The sequence below is a fragment of the bacterium genome, from assembly GCA_016124905.1.
GTDB lineage: Bacteria > Pseudomonadota > Alphaproteobacteria > Rickettsiales > RI-342 > RI-342.
Genome location: WGMV01000006.1, coordinates 86,495 through 100,003, shown reverse-complemented (window position 1 = coordinate 100,003; position 13,509 = coordinate 86,495). Strand labels below are relative to the sequence as shown.

16 protein-coding genes are annotated in these 13,509 nt (G+C 57.6%); 7 read left to right on the top strand and 9 right to left on the bottom strand.

Features of this window, described 5'->3' with window-relative positions; genetic code table 11:
• Positions 1–8 precede the first annotated feature (8 nt).
• Positions 9–290, bottom strand: a complete 282-nt coding sequence (gatC, locus tag GC177_01780; protein MBI1274684.1) for an Asp-tRNA(Asn)/Glu-tRNA(Gln) amidotransferase subunit GatC — start codon at positions 288–290, stop codon at positions 9–11.
• Between the two features lie 72 nt (positions 291–362).
• Between gatC and ruvX the strand changes: the two genes are divergently transcribed.
• A complete protein-coding gene (gene ruvX, locus GC177_01775; protein MBI1274683.1) occupies positions 363–824 on the top strand; it encodes a Holliday junction resolvase RuvX in 462 nt (153 codons plus the stop codon).
• Positions 825–864: 40 nt separating this feature from the next.
• Here the strand turns inward: ruvX and nadA are convergent, their stop codons facing one another.
• Complete coding sequence (nadA, locus tag GC177_01770; protein ID MBI1274682.1) at positions 865–1,893, bottom strand: quinolinate synthase NadA; 1,029 nt, start codon at positions 1,891–1,893, stop codon at positions 865–867.
• Positions 1,894–2,103: 210 nt separating this feature from the next.
• Between nadA and GC177_01765 the strand changes: the two genes are divergently transcribed.
• Entirely contained in the window at positions 2,104–4,020 is a 1,917-nt protein-coding gene (locus GC177_01765) for a HAMP domain-containing protein (protein ID MBI1274681.1), read from the top strand.
• Position 4,021: 1 nt separating this feature from the next.
• Here the strand turns inward: GC177_01765 and GC177_01760 are convergent, their stop codons facing one another.
• The 6 genes from GC177_01760 to sdhC all read right to left on the bottom strand — a co-directional run bounded on the left by GC177_01760 (position 4,022) and on the right by sdhC (position 8,206).
• Entirely contained in the window at positions 4,022–4,336 is a 315-nt protein-coding gene (locus GC177_01760) for a hypothetical protein (protein ID MBI1274680.1), read from the bottom strand.
• On the bottom strand, positions 4,333–4,731 hold the full coding sequence (locus GC177_01755; protein ID MBI1274679.1) for a hypothetical protein: 399 nt from the start codon (positions 4,729–4,731) through the stop codon (positions 4,333–4,335). Before GC177_01755 ends, GC177_01760 begins: the two co-directional genes overlap by 4 nt.
• A 75-nt stretch (positions 4,732–4,806) precedes the next feature.
• Positions 4,807–5,592: a succinate dehydrogenase iron-sulfur subunit gene (sdhB, locus tag GC177_01750; GenBank protein ID MBI1274678.1), complete on the bottom strand. Its 786-nt coding sequence runs from the start codon at positions 5,590–5,592 to the stop codon at positions 4,807–4,809.
• Positions 5,593–5,603: 11 nt separating this feature from the next.
• Positions 5,604–7,397 (bottom strand): succinate dehydrogenase flavoprotein subunit, encoded by a 1,794-nt coding sequence (locus GC177_01745; protein MBI1274677.1) that lies wholly within the window; start codon positions 7,395–7,397, stop codon positions 5,604–5,606.
• A 3-nt stretch (positions 7,398–7,400) separates the two neighbouring features.
• On the bottom strand, positions 7,401–7,784 hold the full coding sequence (gene sdhD / locus GC177_01740; GenBank protein MBI1274676.1) for a succinate dehydrogenase, hydrophobic membrane anchor protein: 384 nt from the start codon (positions 7,782–7,784) through the stop codon (positions 7,401–7,403).
• Positions 7,784–8,206, bottom strand: a complete 423-nt coding sequence (sdhC, locus tag GC177_01735; protein MBI1274675.1) for a succinate dehydrogenase, cytochrome b556 subunit — start codon at positions 8,204–8,206, stop codon at positions 7,784–7,786. Before sdhC ends, sdhD begins: the two co-directional genes overlap by 1 nt.
• A gap of 196 nt (positions 8,207–8,402) precedes the next feature.
• On the opposite strand from sdhC, the gene GC177_01730 reads away from it, so the two are divergent.
• Together GC177_01730 and GC177_01725 are read left to right on the top strand one after the other, a co-directional pair.
• Positions 8,403–9,398, top strand: coding sequence for an AAA family ATPase (locus tag GC177_01730; GenBank protein ID MBI1274674.1), 996 nt, complete (start codon positions 8,403–8,405; stop codon positions 9,396–9,398).
• A gap of 27 nt (positions 9,399–9,425) precedes the next feature.
• A complete protein-coding gene (locus GC177_01725) occupies positions 9,426–10,094 on the top strand; it encodes a hypothetical protein (protein MBI1274673.1) in 669 nt (222 codons plus the stop codon).
• On the opposite strand, the gene GC177_01720 is transcribed toward GC177_01725, so the two are convergent.
• Entirely contained in the window at positions 10,091–10,723 is a 633-nt protein-coding gene (locus GC177_01720) for a glutathione S-transferase family protein (protein MBI1274672.1), read from the bottom strand. The genes GC177_01725 and GC177_01720 overlap by 4 nt on opposite strands.
• Positions 10,724–11,021: 298 nt before the next feature.
• On the opposite strand from GC177_01720, the gene GC177_01715 reads away from it, so the two are divergent.
• The 3 genes from GC177_01715 (at position 11,022) to GC177_01705 (ending at position 13,454) form a co-directional block, all read left to right on the top strand.
• On the top strand, positions 11,022–11,273 hold the full coding sequence (locus GC177_01715) for a hypothetical protein (protein MBI1274671.1): 252 nt from the start codon (positions 11,022–11,024) through the stop codon (positions 11,271–11,273).
• Between the two features lie 116 nt (positions 11,274–11,389).
• Entirely contained in the window at positions 11,390–12,067 is a 678-nt protein-coding gene (locus GC177_01710) for a response regulator (GenBank protein MBI1274670.1), read from the top strand.
• Complete coding sequence (locus tag GC177_01705) at positions 12,060–13,454, top strand: HAMP domain-containing protein (protein MBI1274669.1); 1,395 nt, start codon at positions 12,060–12,062, stop codon at positions 13,452–13,454. Before GC177_01710 ends, GC177_01705 begins: the two co-directional genes overlap by 8 nt.
• Positions 13,455–13,509 lie beyond the last annotated feature (55 nt).

Here is a 13,509-nt window from a genome sequence, read left to right as displayed (position 1 = left end):
GCTGTTTCCTATTCGATCACTTTGGGCACGGCGAAGCAGTTATGTTCCTTCGCGGGGGCGTTGGCGAGTACTGGCTCGGGGTTTTCGCCGTCGTTCACCACGTCTTTACGCAGCGGCAGCGACGTATCCACCACGCTGGCCAGCGGCTCCACGCCATCGGTATTGACCTGCGAGAGCTGCTCGATCCATTGCATGATGCCGCCGAGTTCTTTCACCAGCGATTGTTTTTCGTCATCCTTGAAGCGGATACGCGCGAGCTTCGCGATTTTTTCTACGGTTGCCAAATCCATGCGGGGACCTTTATTCGTAATAATACGGAAAACATGTCATAAACCGCCGATTCCCGATACGCAAGGTGCCTGATGCCGTTAGAACTCGCCGAATTTGCCAAGGCCATACGCCCAAACAGCCGTTTGATTGCGCTGGATGTGGGCACCAAGACCATCGGCGTGGCCTTAAGCGACCGCGCTTGGCAGATCGGCAGCCCGCTGAAAACCATCGAGCGTGGCAAGCTGAGCGTGGCGCTGGCGGAGCTTCAGGCCATCATCAAGGAGCAGGATGTGAGCGGCATTGCGGTGGGCTGGCCGCTGAACATGGATGGCAGCGAGGGCCCGCGATGCCAGGCGACGCGGGCGTTTGTGCGGGAATCCGAAGCGGTGTTGAAATTGCCGTTTTTGTTTTGGGATGAGCGGCTTTCCACCGTGGCGGTGGAACGGACGATGCTGGATGCGGACCTTTCGCGCGCGCGGCGGAAAGAGGTGGTGGATAAGATGGCGGCATCCTTCATGCTGCAGGGTGTGTTGGATAGATTGAGGAATTTATGAAGGAACTGGATTCCGGCCTTCGCCGGAATGACGTGGTTACTTATGCGACTTTGGCCGCTTCAGCGGAAACGCCGCCCAGGGCAATGCCCGATGACATGTCCAGCATGCGCTGGAGGGAGGCGGCGGCTTTGACGCGCACGGGCTCGGGCACAATGATTTCGGGGCCGCGGTTCTTCATGCAGAGGTAGAGTTTCTGCATGGTGTTGAGCTTCATGTAGGGGCAGTTGTTGCAATTGCAGTTGCCGTCCGCGCCGGGCACGGGGTGGAAGATGCTGCCGGCGGAGGCTTTCTGCATCTGGTGGATGATGCCCGGCTCGGTAAGGACGATGAATGCCTGCCCTGCCCGCTCGGCGGTGAAGCGCAGCAGCGAGGAGGTGGAGCCGATGTGGTGGGCGTGTTTCAGCAGCGCTTCCGGGCATTCCGGGTGGGCGATGACGTGGGCGTTCGGGTGGAGCGTGATGAGCTTCACCAGTTCTTTTTCGGAGAATTGCTCGTGCACGATGCAGGCGCCGTCCCACAGCAGCATGTCGCGGCCGGTTTTCTGGGAAAGATATCGGCCAAGATGACGGTCCGGGGCGAAGATAATGGGCTGGTTTTCGGGAATCTGGCGGATGATGGCCTCGGCGTTGGTGGAGGTCACGATGATGTCCGACAGGGCTTTTACTTCGGCCGAGCAGTTGATGTAGGTGAGCGCGATATGGTCCGGGTGGGCCTCGCGGAAGGCGCGGAAGGCATCCGGCGGGCAGCCGTGCTCAAGGGAGCAGCCGGCATTTAAATCGGGCAGAAGGACGGTTTTTTGAGGGCTGACGATCTTGGCGACCTCGGCCATGAAGCGCACACCGCAGAAGACAATGACCTCGGCATCCGTAGCCGCGGCCTTGCGCGAGAGATCCAGCGAATCGCCGATGAAATCCGCCATGTCCTGAATATCGCCCTCCTGGTAATAATGGGCCAGGATGACGGCGTTCATTTCTTTTTTCAGGTGGTGGATAGCGGATGCCACATCAAAGGAAGCATCGAATGTTTCATTCGGCGCGCCGGATGGTATTTCACCTGTAAAATCAAGCATTTCAGCTATTTCACCCGTAAAATGCGCGGCACGCGTTGAAAAGTTACACAGGCGAATTTGCCTGTAAAGTTGTGGCTATTACAGCATCCTAATGTTGCAAACCAGTAAAAACCATCGTGATTTATATGCATGGCTGCCATTCATGGGCTTTAGGAACTCCTTAACCGCACATTCCCTATATAGGTAGCCTGTCCTTTTATTTAAAGAAGCATGCAACACCGTTTCAAACGTTATCTGCCGCAAAGCTGGCTCAGGTCGGAATCGTCCCTGGCGCAGGATTTCGCGCTGGTTTCGGGCATTATTCTGTTTGTGGTGTTTTTTCTGGCCACCTGGATTGCCTGGGATGCGCGGCAGAACCTGGCGCATCAGGAGATCAGCCAGCTGGAGACCAACGCCAAACATATCAACCAACAGCTTGACGGGCTGGTGGATTCCACCGGTTACATCCTGCAATCGCTGGCGCGGCAGGTGGAGCTGTTCGGCGAGACGGACCACACGCAAATTGCCCGTCTGCTGACATCCTTCGACACCCGGCCGGATGTTTACGGGCTGTTCGCCTGGATCAACAAAAGCCAGATGATCAAAATCAGCAGCAATATGGGGGTGATCGAAATCCCGACCGTGGATGTTTCCGACGAGGAATATCAGCGCGAGGCGATGACATCGCCCTGGAAACCGCATGTGGGCCACCCGATCGGCAGTCGTCACGACCACCGCGATTTGCCGCTGGTGATCGGCCTGACGGACGATACGGGGCTTTATATCGGCACGCTCATCATGAGCCTGGATATCGACCGGCTGGTGCAGAATATCAGCAACAGCCAAGACCTTAGCCATTACAGCTTTGCCGTTTACAGCGCCATCAACAACGAGCTGCTGGGCGAGACCTCCGCCAATGAGCAGCTTGGCATCAAAAGCGTCTCCCAATTGCTGACGGCCAATACGGATATCGATATCGGAAAGGCGGCGGAGACCGGGGTAAGCCTGCACCGCGACAAGGATAGCGGCATGAAGATGCTGGTCTATCACCGCAAGGATGCGCCCTATATCGTGGCCATCGCCGAAAAGGACAGCATCAACATCGCAGGCATTATCCGCGCCATTGCGCCGCGCCTGCTGCAGATCGCTATTCCGGCGGGCTTTCTGCTGGGTGTGCTCTGGCTGATCCGCAAACGCCTGATACGTCCGGTCATCGCCCTTTCGGAGGCGGCCTCCTCGCTTGCCCGCGGGAATCAGCAGATCGATATTCCCATCGACGGGCCGGTGGAAATTACCCATCTTGCGCTCCAGCTTCAGCGCATCAAGGAATATATCCTTGAGCGCAAGATGATTGAGGAAGAGCTGAGGCGCAAAACGATTGCGCTGAAACATGCCAAGGAGGAATCCGAACTGGCGGACCGCACCAAGTCGGAATTCCTTGCCTGCATGAGCCATGAACTGCGCACGCCGCTGAACGCCATCATCGGGTTTTCGGACGTGATTCTGAAGCAATATTACGGCGACCTGAAGAACGCCAAATACGAGCAATATGTCACGGATATCCGCAATTCCGGCCAGCATCTGCTGGAGATCATCAACGACATTCTCGACCTGGCGAAGGTGGAAGCCGGCGCCATGGCGCTTTCGCAAAGCGAGACGGAACTGAAGCCGCTGGTGGAAAAAACCATGCGCCTGCTTTCCGAACGCGCCATGCATGCGGATTTGAAGATCGATACCGTCTATCCGGACAGCCCGCTGCCCAAGCTGCTGGTGGACCCGCTTCGCATCAAGCAGATCCTTATCAACCTGCTTTCCAACGCCATCAAGTTCACGCCCAAGGGTGGGCATATCGAGGTGAAGGTGGAATATCGCCCGCATCATCCGTTCCCGATTGCCATTCACATCAAGGATACGGGCATCGGCATGGCGCCGGAGGAGATCCCCATCGCGCTCAGTAAATTCGGCCAGGTGGAACGCGGCGGCGGAGGGCAAGGCTCCACCATGCCCCTGCCCGGCACCGGCCTCGGCCTGCCGCTTTCGCGTGAATTGATTCATCTGCACCAAGGTGAATTGACGATCCAGAGCGAGCCGAACAAAGGCACCACCGTGACGGTGACCCTGCCTGCGGCGCGCATCATCAGCGGCTAGATCAGGCCTGTTTGAGCAGCTTCAGTTTTTCACTCAGGCGCACTTCGTAATCATGGTCGAAACCGTGGCGAGCCTTCATGACTGCCTGCACTTCCTCCGGCGGCGTGACGCCGAAATTCCAGTAGAGAATGGTGGCGTGGTCTTCCAGTTCGATGGCATCGCCCTGATTGATGGCGGTTACGAAACCCAGCATGTTTTCGCACGGAATGGAAAGATAGGCATAGATATCCCGCGCCTGGGCATCCTTGCCGGAAAACAACAGATAAACGGGGGTGCCTTTTACATCCTGCCATTGTTTGAGCAGGTCGTCGCTCATGGGAGGAGCTTGTCTTTCGCCTGGTTGGCAAGCTCCGCGGCTTCGGCGGTGATGTTGTGGTCGGTAAAGCGGCGGTTGAAGAAGTCGGCCGCGCCGGAAATCATTTTCTCGGCGGATTTGAACGCGCCGGTATCCTTGAAGCGGTCATAGCCATCGTAATAGGAAACAAAGGCGATCATGGAGGCCACGGCGCCGGTTACGCCTGCAACCACCAGGCCCAGGGCCTTGCCGAATTCCTTGCGCTCATCCTTGAAGCCCAGCTGCGTGGCCACCACGAGCGGAATATCGTTCAGCAGGCTGATGACGCGGGCAGCGGCGCCAAGGCCGACGATGCGCGTCCAGCTTGGCTGGACCTTACCGGGTGATGCAGCGGGTTGCTTTGGCAGGTCGGACATGGGTTTCCCTTCAGAGCCTATACTCTAAGGTTTCCATGTGACAAGTCCATGACAATCAGGCTTTACAGGCAGGCTTTACAGGCCTTTACGCACCGCGATCATCTTTTTGAGTTCCGCAATGGCCTTGGCCGGGTTGAGGCCCTTGGGGCAGGTTTTCGCGCAGTTCATGATGGTGTGGCAACGGTAGAGGCGGAACGGGTCCTCAAGATTATCAAGACGTTCGCCGGTTTTCTCGTCGCGGCTGTCCACCGCCCAGCGGTAGGCATGCAGCAGGGCTGCCGGGCCGAGGTATTTGTCGCCGTTCCACCAATAGCTCGGGCAGCTGGTGGAGCAGCAGGCGCAGAGGATGCATTCGTAGGAACCGTCTAGTTTCTCGCGGTCTTCCGGCGATTGCAGGCGCTCGCGGCCAGAAGGCGGCGGGGTGTCGGCCTGAAGCCATGGCTCAACGGACTGATATTGCGCGTAGAAATGGGTCAGGTCGGGCACGAGGTCCTTGATGACTTCCATGTGCGGCAGCGGGTTGATGTTCACATCGCCCTTCACGTCCTCGATGGCCTTGGTGCAGGCCAGCGTGTTGGTGCCGTCGATGTTCATGGCGCAACTGCCGCAGATGCCTTCGCGGCAAGAGCGGCGGAAGGTGACGGTGGAATCCATCTCGCCTTTGATCTTAATCAGCGCATCCAGCACCATGGGGCCGCAATCGGCGGTATCGACCTCGAAGGAATCGATCTGCGGGTTGCCGCCTTCCTCGGGGTTCCAGCGGTAGATATTGAATTTTTTGACGCTTTTCGCGCCCGTTCTGGCTTTGACGGTTTTGCCTTTAACGGGGCGGGAGGCGCGGGGCAGACGGAGTTCAGCCATTCTATTTACTCCTAGTAAACGCGAGCTTTGGGCGGCACCGGTTTCACCTCGTTGCTGAGGGTATAGAGGTGCACGGGGCGGTAATCGATCTTCACCTTGCCCTTGTCACTGAGCCAGGCAATGGTGTGTTTCATCCAGTTTTTGTCGTCGCGGTCGGGGTAATCCTCCCGCGCATGGGCGCCACGGCTCTCCTTGCGGTTGGCGGCGCCGTGCATGGTGACGACGGCCTGAACCAGCAGGTTTTCCAGCTCAAGCGCTTCCACCAGGTCGCTGTTCCAGATGAGGCCGCGGTCTTTGATGCCGAGGTCCTGATAGGATTGCATGACGTTGTCGATGTGGGTGACGCCCTCTTTCAGCACGGCTTCCTCGCGGAACACGGCGGCGTGGTTCTGCATCACGCGCTGCATGTTGAGGCGGATCTCGGCGGTGGAGGATTTGCCGTTGGCCTGGCGGATGCGATCAAGCCGGGCGATGGCTTCCTCGCCCAGGTTGGCGGGTGCGGGCTTGTGCGATGCGCCGGGCTGGACCAGTTCCACCGCACGCTTGGCGGCGGCACGGCCGAACACGACGAGGTCGAGCAGCGAGTTGGAGCCCAGGCGGTTGGCGCCGTGCACGGACACGCAGGCAGCCTCGCCGATGGCCATCAGGCCGGGTACCACCGTATCGGGGTTGCCTTTTTTCAGCGTCACCACTTCGCCCTTATAATTGGTCGGGATGCCGCCCATGTTGTAGTGCACGGTCGGCAGCACGGGGATGGGCTGACGGGTCACGTCCACCCCGGCGAAGACTTTCGCCGTCTCGGCAATGCCGGGCAGACGGGCATGGATGATCTCCGGATCGAGGTGATCCAGGTGCAGGTAGATATGGTCCTTATTGGGGCCGACGCCGCGACCTTCGCGGATCTCAATCGTCATGGCACGAGAGACCACGTCACGCGAGGCAAGGTCTTTGGCGTGGGGAGCATAACGCTCCATGAAACGTTCGCCTTCGGAATTGACCAGGTAGCCGCCCTCGCCGCGCACGCCCTCGGTGATGAGGCAGCCTGCGCCGTAAACGCCGGTCGGGTGGAACTGAACGAATTCCATGTCCTGAAGCGGAATGCCCGCGCGCAGCGCCATGGCATTGCCATCGCCCGTGCAGGTGTGGGCAGACGTGCAGGAGAAATAGGCACGGCCATAGCCGCCGGTGGCCAGCACCACCTGGTGCGAGCGGAAGCGGTGAAGCGTGCCGTCTTCCAGGCAAAGGGCGATGACGCCGATGCAGGTGCCGTCGCTGTCCATCAGCAGGTCGAGCGCGAAATATTCCACGAAGAACTGCGCGTTGTATTTCAGCGACTGGGTGTAGAGCGTGTGCAGGATGGCGTGACCGGTGCGGTCGGCCGCGGCGCAGGTGCGCTGGGCGGCGGGGCCTTCGCCGTAATGGGTGGTCATGCCGCCAAAGGGGCGCTGGTAGATCTTGCCAGCCTCGGTACGGGAGAAAGGCACGCCGTAATGTTCAAGCTCGATCACCGAATCCACCGCGTTGCGGCACATGTATTCGATGGCGTCCTGATCGCCCAACCAGTCGGACCCTTTGATGGTGTCATACATGTGCCAGCGCCAGTCATCCTCGCCCATGTTGGCGAGCGCGGCGCTGATGCCACCCTGCGCTGCCACCGTATGGCTGCGGGTGGGAAATACCTTGGTGATGCAGGCCGTGTTCAGGCCTTCTGCCGCCATGCCGAGCGTGGCGCGCAAACCTGCGCCGCCCGCGCCAATCACCACAACGTCGTATTCATGATCGATAATTTTGTAGCTCATGATGATTCCCTATGCGCCGAGCAGATGCATTTTGATGATGGAGAGAACGCTGACCGCAGCCAGCAGGAAGGAAACGAACTTGATGAGGATGATGGAGGCCGTCTGCGTGAGATGGCAATGGACGTAATCCTCCACAATCACCTGAAGGCCGAGAAAGGCATGGTAGCACATGGTCCACATCAGCAGCGCCATGCCAATGGCGTTAAAGGGGGAAGCGAACCAGCCGATCATGGCTGCATGGCCGCCGCCGACCATGTGCAGCAGCGAATAGATAAACCAAAGGCCGAGCGGCACGATAGCCAGCGCGCTGATGCGCTGCACCCACCAGTGATGAACGCCGGATTTTGCCGAACCTAGGCCGCGAACGCGGGCGAGCGGGGTCATCAGGTGCATTACATCGCTCCCGTGTTTGCATGGTTGAAAACGCACCACCAGGTGCCGATGGTCATGAGCAGCGCCACCAGCACCGCCGCCACGCCGGATTTGGTCATGACAGGGATGGAAAAGCCCTTGCCCGCATCCCAAAAAAGGTGACGGATGCCGTTGCATAGGTGGTAATAGAAAGCCAGCGTCCAGCCCAGCAGGCAAAGACGGCCGACGGGATGCGCGAAAGCCGCCACGAGATTGTTATAGCAATCGGGCGAATAGGCGGCCGACCAGAGCCAGATGGTTAGCGGAATCAGCCCCACAGCCAGCGCAACGCCGGAAATGCGGTGAAGGATGGAAAGGGTCATGCTGATCTGCCAGCGGTAGATACCTATGTGCGGGGAAAGCGGTCTCGGTGATTTCCCGGCGCTGGTGGATGGCTGGCCCATGCATGTCCTCGCAGTTGTTTAGAATGATACTAAAACTTAGAATGGCTCTAAGCTGCCTGCGCGGAACTTACGCATGCGGCATGTGTTTTTCCAGCAAAAAAATTTATGAATCACTAACGCGGATGGTTTGACTCGAAAGTCGATTCATGCCATGTTTGCCGTGCGTTTCATTTTCAGTCAAAAACAGGGCAAATCAATGCTTACCACACGGGAAGGCATCAAGTCGCATATCATTGTAATTGGTAATGAAAAAGGCGGCTGCGGCAAGACGACCACCTCCGTGCACCTGGTTGCCGCCCTGCTTGACCTTGGTTTTCGCGTCGGTACGGTGGACTTGGATTCCCGACAGAAGAGCCTTTCCCGCTATTTCGAGAATCGCCGCCAGCATGTGTTCAAAAACGGCGTAAAACTGCCCATCCCGCAGCATCTGGTGATTGCCCGTTCGCCCTTCAACCATCTGGACGACGCCGAGGAGGACGAGCGCAACCGCCTGACGGAAGCCCTCACCCAGCTGGCGCTCGATAATGATTTTATCATCGTGGATTGCCCCGGCTCGGACCAGTATATGTCGCGCCTGGTGCACAGCATGGCCGACACGGTGATCACCCCTATCAATGACAGTTTCATCGATATGGATGTGCTGGCGCAGGTGAACCCGGAGACGTTTGAGATCGTCAAGCCGAGCATCTACAGCGAAATGCTGTGGGAGCAGAAGCTGATGAAAGCCAAGAACCAGGGCGGCGGCGTGGACTGGATCGTGATGCGCAACCGCCTGAGCAACCTGGATGCCAAGAACAAGCGCCGCGTGATGGATGTGCTGGAGCGCCTCTCGCGCCGCATCGGCTTTCGCCTGGCGCCGGGCTTCAGCGAGCGGGTGATCTTCCGCGAATTGTTTTTGCAGGGCCTGACGGTGATCGACGTGGTGCGCGCCGAGTCCGGCGTTTCCCTCAACCTGTCGCACATCGCCGCGCGTGAAGAAGTGCGCGAGCTGCTGCGCAGCCTGAAGATCGAGCGCGTGAATGAAGCGCTCCGCAAGCAGCTGGAAGAGGACATGAACAAAAAGAACATGGCCTACCAGAGCAGCGAATCGCTTCAGCAGACAGCCAATAGCGTGGGCGCGGCGGTGGAGGATACGGATGTGTCCACGAAGATTTCGCCGGCGCGGTTTTCCAGTGTTAGCGGCGCCGCTTAAAGCTAAATCTCACGCATATGAGCCATTATGCTCGAGTATTTTAGTGCCAGCTTCCTGTATAGCGCCCTCAAAGACTTTCTAAAAAATACAAAAATATCTGAAAGACTCATAGGTTCGAGTCCATTAGAAATTCTTGATAAACGCAATAAATGGCAAGCAGAGATCACCGAAAAGCTAAGAGAATTCCGCAAGCGCAAATTAGGTTGCGACGTCATTATTCATGATCTTAAGAGATTAGACGAATACCCAGACTCTTCTAATAGAGGTAAGAAAATTTCCCCTTGGTTCCGCGCGGGCTTAATGGACACCTACCATCGAGGGATACTTTTAGGTTTAAGCTGGGTTTCACTAATTCACGATCCAGTCACCCAAACATGGAGATATGCATCTTCAAATGAAGAAGGGAAAGTATTTTGTCTTGCAGGAAAAGTACCTTACGAAAACATTGCTTCAATTAATTGGGACGGCGATGATTACTATGGCATGCCTCACATATACTGTCATTTTAATCGCAGCAAAGGCCAACCTTATGAAGATATCGTTATTTGCGAAGGTATAGAAATAACCCACGTTCCTGATATGCCAGTATATAAGCACTACTCGGAAGTGGTGTCAGAGAAGGATGTGATAAAACTTAAAAAAGGGAAATCCGCGAACTTTTTTCAAGCTCGCAGATCCCATAACAAACAAACTTAAGCCGCAGCCTTATATTCCATTTTCTCCTCCGCCAATGCCTTCTGGAAGGAAGGACGGCTGCTGACTTCTTTCAGCAGGCGTTTGGTGTTGGGGCCGAAGGTGAAGCTTGTGTTGAGCCAGCCGGACCAGTTGGCGATGACGGTGATGAGGATGTCGGCGGCGGTGAGCTGGTCACCGGCGAGGTATGTGGTTTTGCCGAGCTGGGCTTCCATTTCATCCCAATAGCTCTGGATGGTTTTGAAGCTGGCTTCGGCAAAGGCTTTGGCGACTTCTTCCTGCAGGTTTTTGCGTGCCCAGAAGACCTTGCCATAGGCCGGGTGCACGGTGGCATTGGCATAGGCCAGCCATTCCAGCGCTTTGGCGCGGGCTTCGCCGTTGCCGGGCAGCAGCGGGCTCTGGTGCTTGTCCATCAGGTAGGTCATGATGGCCGCGCCTTCGCGGATGATAAGGCCGTCGTCGGACAGCACCGGCACGGCGCCACGTGGGTTTACTTTCAGCAATTCGGGGCTCTTGGTCTTACCGCCATCGTTGGTGGCGACGTTCTTGAGTTCCACGGGCTGGTTAATCTCGTTCAGCAGCACATGCACCGCCATGGAGCAGGCGCCGGGCATATAATAAAGCGTGTACATGGTGGGTCTCCTTTATGGGTTTGGCTGCATCATAGCGTGTGGTTATAAGAAAGCCATGCCCGACACTCCTCTCTTTTCTTTTGTCATTCCGGCGAAGGCCGGAACCCAGGCCCTTTGTTCAACCGCTTCCGTCTGTGAGGATGCACGGCCTGCTGGATTCCAGCTTTCGCTGGAATGACGGTTTTTTAGAACCGATCTCAGGTTGCAAAGAATTAATCTTGCGATGAAGCATCTCCAAGATGGGGGGGCGCATATGTTGCGCGTGTTGCAAATCAACCCCTCTATCAGGAGACTTACCATGAATGCACGTATCCTCGCTTCCGCCCTCGTTGGCGCTGCCGTTCTGGCCACCGGTGCTTTCGCTGCCGATGCTTCCCCCAAGATGAGCAAAGAGCAGATGAAATCCATCCAGTCCGAGTGCCATAAAGAGCATGGCAAAGACAAAACCGCTTACCGCGCTTGCGTCAAAGAGAAGCAAAAAGACGCCGCTGCCGCTTCCTCCACGGCTCCTGCCGCTGGTGAAGCTCCGGCTACCGGCACCGCTCAGTAAGCTCAGCCTTACGCGTGAACAGAACCGTGCATGGAACTTCCATGCACGGTTTTTGTTTTTACGGATGCCGTTAGCGTATAAAAACATGGTGTTCACCACAGACCAAGGGGCTGTTTATGCGCATTCTGGTGATTGAAGACGATGCCAGCCATGCGGGCTTTATCGTCACCGGGCTGAAACAGGCAGGCTACAATGTGGACCTTGCCAGGGACGGCATGGAAGGCCTCTACATGGCGACTGAAGAACATTACGACGCCATCATCGTGGACCGCATGCTGCCCAAGCTGGACGGGCTGGCGGTGATTCAAGCACTCAGGACATCGGGCAAGCAAACACCGGCGCTCATCCTGAGTTCGCTCAGCAAGGTGGAGGAGCGCATCAAGGGGTTGCGCCAGGGCGGGGACGATTACCTGACCAAGCCGTTTGAATTCGGCGAATTGCTGGCGCGCATCGAAACGCTGATCCGCCGGGGTGGCAACCAACAGCCCAACGAGCAGACCGTGCTTCTGGCCGACGATCTGGAAATGAACCTGCTGAAACGGGAAGTCACCCGCGCCAACAGGAAAATCGACCTGCAGAACAAGGAATTCCGCCTACTGGAATTCCTCATGCGCCGCCGCGGACAGGTGGTGACGCGCACCATGCTGCTGGAAGGCGTGTGGGATTTTCACTTCAGCCCGAGCACCAACATCATCGACGCGCAAATGAGCAAGCTGCGTCAGAAAATCGACAAGGGCCACACGCGGCCGCTTATCCAGACCGTGCGCGGCGCGGGATATAAACTCGATGCTTAGGCGCATCCAGCGCGAGCTGCGCTCCTTCTCCTTTCAGGCGGGGATGCTGTTCTTCGTGGTGCTGTGGGCGGCCATCCTCAGCCTGCGGCTGGTGAGCTATTACCAGTGGGTGAACACCACCACGCAGGATATCCGCGCCATTGTGCATGCGCATATGGTGGAGATGGACGAGGCCATGAAAAAATACGGGCTGAGTTATGTCAAGGAACTCGTTCCCGCCATTCTGGAAGACAGCGACGACCCGCACCTGTATCTGGCACTGAAGCTGCCGCCGGGCGGCAAAACCGCCGTCATCGGCAATATTCCCACCTGGCCCGCCTTACCGGCCATGCACCGCGAATGGCTGAATATTCCCTTGCCCACCGCCAGCGGCGACCAGACGCGGCACCTGCTGGGCAATATCGAGCATTTTAACAACGGCGCCAGCTTCATTGCTGCTTATGACACGGCACGCCTGAACGCGCTGCGGCAAAGCCTGCTGAAAGTGCTGGTGAGCGATGTGGTGTTCGCGCTGATCGCATCCCTGCTGGTGAGCATCGGCCTGGTGTGGCTGGTGAGCAGGCCGATTGCGCGCATCAACCGCGTGTGCGAGGAAGTGATGCTCGGGCATCTGGATTGCCGGGTGTCGGTGCGGGAACTGGATGACGAGGCGGATGATCAGTTCGGCAGGCTGGCGCACCATATCAACCGCATGCTGGACTGGATCGGCACTCTGCTGCGCAGCGTGCAGGATTCCAGCAACGCCATTGCGCACGACATGCGCACGCCGCTTAGCCGCCACCGGCTGGAACTGGTGGCGCTTTCACAAACCCCTTCCCTGCCAAAGGATGTCAAAGCAGGCATCCACCGTGCCATTGCGCGGGTGGATGGGCTGGTGGAAATGTTCGACCACATCCTGCGCATCGCGCAGGCGGAATCCCGCAGTTCCGGCGAAACATTCGAATTGCTTGACCTGTGCGCGCTCACGCGCGATGTGGCGGAATTCTACGCTTCGCTGATGGAAGAGCGCGGGCTTTCCTTGTCCATCGACGTGGCGGAAGAGGTAATGCCCATTAAAGGCGATCGGCAGTTTCTGAGCCAGGCCATCGTGAATTTGCTTGATAATGCCGCCAAATATTGCCCTGCAGGCGGGCATGTGGAAGTGGCGCTGGAAAAGAAGGCGAATGAAGCCATCATTACGGTGGCCGATAACGGGCCCGGTATTCCGCCGGAATGGCGCGAGCGCGCGAAGGAACGCTTCACACGGCTGGATGAGAGCCGCCATACGGAAGGCAGCGGTCTCGGCCTGAGCCTGGTGAACGCCGTTGCCGCCATGCATGGCGGCACGCTCAGCCTGACGGATAATGGACCAGGCTTAAGGGCGGAGCTGCGCTTGAAACGTGAATAGTATAACAAAAACGGGCATGGCTTTCGCCATGCCCGTGTCGTTCAATTCACCAAGC

Excerpts from the sequence above, each read along its gene's own strand:
- ruvX (MBI1274683.1), top strand. The coding sequence starts at position 363 with ATGCCGTTAGAACTCGCCGAATTTGCCAAGGCCATACGCCCAAACAGC.
- nadA (MBI1274682.1), bottom strand. The coding sequence starts at position 1,893 with ATGCTTGATTTTACAGGTGAAATACCATCCGGCGCGCCGAATGAAACA.
- GC177_01765 (MBI1274681.1), top strand. The coding sequence starts at position 2,104 with ATGCAACACCGTTTCAAACGTTATCTGCCGCAAAGCTGGCTCAGGTCG.
- sdhC (MBI1274675.1), bottom strand. The coding sequence starts at position 8,206 with ATGGGCCAGCCATCCACCAGCGCCGGGAAATCACCGAGACCGCTTTCC.
- sdhB (MBI1274678.1), bottom strand. The coding sequence starts at position 5,592 with ATGGCTGAACTCCGTCTGCCCCGCGCCTCCCGCCCCGTTAAAGGCAAA.
- GC177_01720 (MBI1274672.1), bottom strand. The coding sequence starts at position 10,723 with ATGTACACGCTTTATTATATGCCCGGCGCCTGCTCCATGGCGGTGCAT.
- GC177_01710 (MBI1274670.1), top strand. The coding sequence starts at position 11,390 with ATGCGCATTCTGGTGATTGAAGACGATGCCAGCCATGCGGGCTTTATC.
- GC177_01705 (MBI1274669.1), top strand. The coding sequence starts at position 12,060 with ATGCTTAGGCGCATCCAGCGCGAGCTGCGCTCCTTCTCCTTTCAGGCG.
- sdhD (MBI1274676.1), bottom strand. The coding sequence starts at position 7,784 with ATGCACCTGATGACCCCGCTCGCCCGCGTTCGCGGCCTAGGTTCGGCA.
- GC177_01730 (MBI1274674.1), top strand. The coding sequence starts at position 8,403 with ATGCTTACCACACGGGAAGGCATCAAGTCGCATATCATTGTAATTGGT.
- GC177_01760 (MBI1274680.1), bottom strand. The coding sequence starts at position 4,336 with ATGAGCGACGACCTGCTCAAACAATGGCAGGATGTAAAAGGCACCCCC.
- GC177_01715 (MBI1274671.1), top strand. The coding sequence starts at position 11,022 with ATGAATGCACGTATCCTCGCTTCCGCCCTCGTTGGCGCTGCCGTTCTG.
- GC177_01725 (MBI1274673.1), top strand. The coding sequence starts at position 9,426 with ATGCTCGAGTATTTTAGTGCCAGCTTCCTGTATAGCGCCCTCAAAGAC.
- gatC (MBI1274684.1), bottom strand. The coding sequence starts at position 290 with ATGGATTTGGCAACCGTAGAAAAAATCGCGAAGCTCGCGCGTATCCGC.
- GC177_01755 (MBI1274679.1), bottom strand. The coding sequence starts at position 4,731 with ATGTCCGACCTGCCAAAGCAACCCGCTGCATCACCCGGTAAGGTCCAG.